This window comes from Hydrogenophaga sp. (assembly GCF_041633695.1).
Classification (GTDB): Bacteria; Pseudomonadota; Gammaproteobacteria; order Burkholderiales; family Burkholderiaceae_C; genus Hydrogenophaga.
The window spans coordinates 1-2,629 of record NZ_JBFJMY010000523.1; the positions used below are offsets into that span (position 1 = coordinate 1).

The window sequence follows — 2,629 nt, forward strand, 5'->3', positions numbered from 1 at the left end:
ACGACCAGAAACTGGGCAACCGTCCTGAAGTTGCAGGCCTTGGTCGGTGAGCCCTACGCCTGAATTCCACACGGACTGTCCACGAAGTCAGGCCTTGGACATTCTTCTTGGGTGGCGGCATTTCTGGTTCTCACCCCCAGTGGCGGCACCCGAGCAGGGCCCCATGGCCATGAGGCACCGAGTTGCCATGCCCCGCGAACGCGTGGATCGCCCGGGAGGGGAAACACCTCTTTTTCCTTGTGCGTCAGGATGGATAATCCGAGGCGCGCAAACGGCGCGCAACCCACTCATCCACCATCGGAGGAACGATGTCGAAGCTACCCACCGCCCTGCTTGTATCCCTGTCTCTGGTTGGTTGTGCCTCTGTGCCGATGGGTGCGCCGCACCTCGACGCGGCGGCGAAGACCTTTCAGGCACCTGCGGACAAGGCCGGCATTTACGTCTATCGGAACGAGTCCATGGGGGCCGCCGTGAAGATGGACGTCATCATCGACGGACAAAACATCGGCGAAACGGTGGCCAAGACGTATTTCTACAAGGAGGTCGCGCCTGGCAAGCACACGGTCGCGTCCAAGGCCGAGAACACCGACACCGTCGAAGTCGATCTCAAGCCGGGAACGCTGGCTTTCATCTGGCAAGAAGTCAAGATGGGCGTCATGTTCGCCCGGACGAAGCTCCACCTGGTCGGCGAGCAGGAAGGCAAGAAGGGCGTTCTGGAGACCCAGCTCGCGGTGAGCAAATAGCCTGCGCGCTGGGGTGACGGCGGGCGTTCACCGGAACGGGTTTTCGGATCGCCCTCAACAAGGGCGCCCCCAAGTGGGTGGATGAAAAGTCCAAGCCTTCCGCCGTGTCGATCTGACCAACCGCCATTCGTCGTGTCAACAATGGCAACAACCACAGGAGAGACGACGATGCGATTCATCATCACGGCACAGGCGGGTGCGCAAGAGGCAGGAGGGGGCGCGGAGGCGGCTTTCGACGAGAAGCTTTTTGCGGCGTACATGGCATTCAACGAAGAGATGCACCAAGCCGGCGTGCTGGTTGCGTCCGAAGGGTTGAATCCTGCCGCGCGGGGTGCTCGCGTCGCGGTGTCCCAGGGGGCGCGGCAGCTCGTTGACGGGCCTTTCGCCGAGTCGAAAGAGTTGGTGGGCGGTTTCTACATCATCGACGTACCGTCGCTCGAAGAAGCCATCCAGTGGGCGTTGCGCGCGCCTTGCGGAATGGGGAGTGATGACGTGCTGGACATTCGGCCGTTGACGGGGGCGGGGGATATTCCGCCCGAGCTGCTTGCGATCATCAGGTCTGTCGCGCCCACTTGGAGCGCGTCGGTGTGGCAGGCGCGAGGACCGGCCGCAAGCTCAAAGCCTTGAAAGCCCGGTACAAAACGAGCCCCCGCGTGCTGCAGATGCTCTCGGGCTACTGGCCCGATATCGAGGCCTCGGGCCAGTAGCCCTTCCTGCTCACCCCGGCTTGAAAAGCGGGTGTGGAACTGTCGGGGTGAAACGGTAGCCGGCAATCGGTACCTGCTGCGCCTCATCCCGCATCAAACGCCCAGCAGCTCGGTCAACGAGTCCATCTTTTCATCGAGCTCGGCGGCGCTGAAACGCTCGACGATGCGGCCGTGCTCCATCACATAAAACCGGTCGGCCAATGGGGCGGCAAACCGGAAGTTCTGCTCGACCATGACGATGGTGTATTGCTTCTCGCGCAGCGAGACGATCATGCGGGCCAGCGCCTGAACAATCACCGGTGCCAGGCCTTCGGAAATCTCGTCCAACAGCAGCAGGCGAGCACCCGTGCGAAGAATGCGCGCCACGGCCAGCATTTGCTGTTCGCCGCCCGAGAGTCGAGTTCCCGGGCTGTGGCGGCGTTCGGCCAAATTGGGGAACATCTCGTAGATTTCCTCGATCGACATGCCCGGCGCGCTCGTCTTCAGCACCGGTGGCAGCAGCAGGTTTTCCTCGCAGGACAGACTGGCAAAAATGCCACGCTCTTCGGGGCAATAGCCGATGCCAAGGTGGGCGATCCGGTGCGTAGGCATGGCGATGGTTTCCATACCGTTGACCTTGATCGAACCTGTGCGGGCGTCGGTCAGGCCCATGATGGCCCGCATGGTCGTGGTGCGCCCTGCGCCGTTGCGGCCCAGCAAGGTGATCACCTCGCCCGGCATAACGGCCATGTCCACGCCGTGCAGCACGTGGGATTCGCCGTACCATGCTTCAAGGCTGCTGATCTCCAGTGCCGGTGTATTGGGAGACGGGAGCTTCATGTCAGTGTTGTCCTTGTAGTTGCCCGTCGGTCGTGCCCATGTAGGCCTCCATCACTTGGGGGTTGTTCGATACCTCGGCGTACGGGCCTTCAGCCAGCACCGCGCCGCGCTGCAGCACCGTGATGCGGTCGGCGATGGTAGAGACCACTTTCATGTTGTGTTCGACCATCAGGACGGTGCGGCCGACGGCGACCTTCCTGATGAGTTCGGTCACCCGGTCGACGTCTTCGTGGCCCATGCCTTGCGTGGGCTCGTCGAGCAGCATCAGCTCGGGCTCCATCGCCAAAGTGGTGGCAATTTCCAGCGCGCGCTTGCGTCCATACGGTAGGTTCACGGTCATCTCGTCCGCAAGATCGTCCA

General features: G+C 62.2%; 3 protein-coding genes and 1 pseudogene. 2 read left to right on the forward strand and 2 right to left on the reverse strand.

Going from position 1 to position 2,629, the window contains the following annotated elements:
- The first annotated feature begins 308 nt into the window (after positions 1-308).
- Together ABYB95_RS21105 and ABYB95_RS21110 are read left to right on the forward strand one after the other, a co-directional pair.
- Complete coding sequence (locus ABYB95_RS21105; protein WP_372661531.1) at positions 309-743, forward strand: DUF2846 domain-containing protein; 435 nt, start codon at positions 309-311, stop codon at positions 741-743.
- Positions 744-911: 168 nt separating this feature from the next.
- Positions 912-1,370 carry a YciI family protein gene (locus ABYB95_RS21110; RefSeq protein ID WP_372661534.1) on the forward strand — a complete coding sequence of 153 codons (459 nt, stop codon included), beginning with the start codon at positions 912-914 and terminating at the stop codon, positions 1,368-1,370.
- 173 nt (positions 1,371-1,543) lie between these two features.
- On the opposite strand, the gene ABYB95_RS21115 is transcribed toward ABYB95_RS21110, so the two are convergent.
- Both ABYB95_RS21115 and ABYB95_RS21120 read right to left on the reverse strand, forming a co-directional pair.
- Positions 1,544-2,269 (reverse strand): ABC transporter ATP-binding protein, encoded by a 726-nt coding sequence (locus tag ABYB95_RS21115; RefSeq protein WP_372661537.1) that lies wholly within the window; start codon positions 2,267-2,269, stop codon positions 1,544-1,546.
- Position 2,270: 1 nt separating this feature from the next.
- Positions 2,271-2,629, reverse strand: a pseudogene (locus tag ABYB95_RS21120) (ABC transporter ATP-binding protein); the annotation flags it as partial.

What these genes read in the sequence shown, in the direction of transcription:
- ABYB95_RS21105 (WP_372661531.1), top strand. Translation starts at nt 309, where the DNA reads ATGTCGAAGCTACCCACCGCCCTGCTTGTATCCCTGTCTCTGGTTGGT.
- ABYB95_RS21110 (WP_372661534.1), top strand. Translation starts at nt 912, where the DNA reads ATGCGATTCATCATCACGGCACAGGCGGGTGCGCAAGAGGCAGGAGGG.
- ABYB95_RS21115 (WP_372661537.1), bottom strand. Translation starts at nt 2,269, where the DNA reads ATGAAGCTCCCGTCTCCCAATACACCGGCACTGGAGATCAGCAGCCTT.